Below are 439 nucleotides of genomic sequence, written 5' to 3'. Positions count from 1 at the left end.
CGTCCCCGCTGACCCCTCCCCCACCGGGACGGGACGGGCCGGGCGGCAGCAGATCCGCACACCCGCGACCCAGGAGGTAGAGCCGCATGGCGCAGGAGCAGGAGAGCCGGGGTGGGGCCTGGAGGGCCCTGCGCCAGACGTGGACCGGCCGGACCGCCGAGAAGGGCGGCGCCGACGCCGAGGAGCCCGCGCGGCTCCAGCGTCGCCGTCTGACGCGCCCCGACCGCACCCGCGTGTTCACGACGTCCAACCAGAAGGGCGGCGTCGGCAAGACGACGACGACGGTCAACCTGGCCGCGGCCCTCGCCCGCGCGGGCATGCGGGTGATGGTGGTGGACATCGACCCGCAGGGCAATGCGTCCACCGCGCTGAACATCCCCCACACCGGAGACGTGGCCTCCGTGTACGACGTGCTCCTGGGCGAGATGGAGATCCAGGA

Annotated in this window: 1 protein-coding gene; it reads left to right on the top strand. The window is 73.8% G+C overall.

Annotated features, from left to right (window positions below):
* Positions 1–86: 86 nt before the first annotated feature.
* On the top strand, positions 87–439 hold a 353-nt coding region (locus tag RM555_RS30855), incomplete at its 3' end, for a ParA family protein (RefSeq protein WP_311415005.1).

It is taken from the genome of Micromonospora reichwaldensis, from assembly GCF_031845925.1.
Lineage (GTDB): Bacteria > Actinomycetota > Actinomycetes > Mycobacteriales > Micromonosporaceae > Micromonospora > Micromonospora reichwaldensis.
This window is presented reverse-complemented; position numbering and strand designations above follow the sequence as displayed.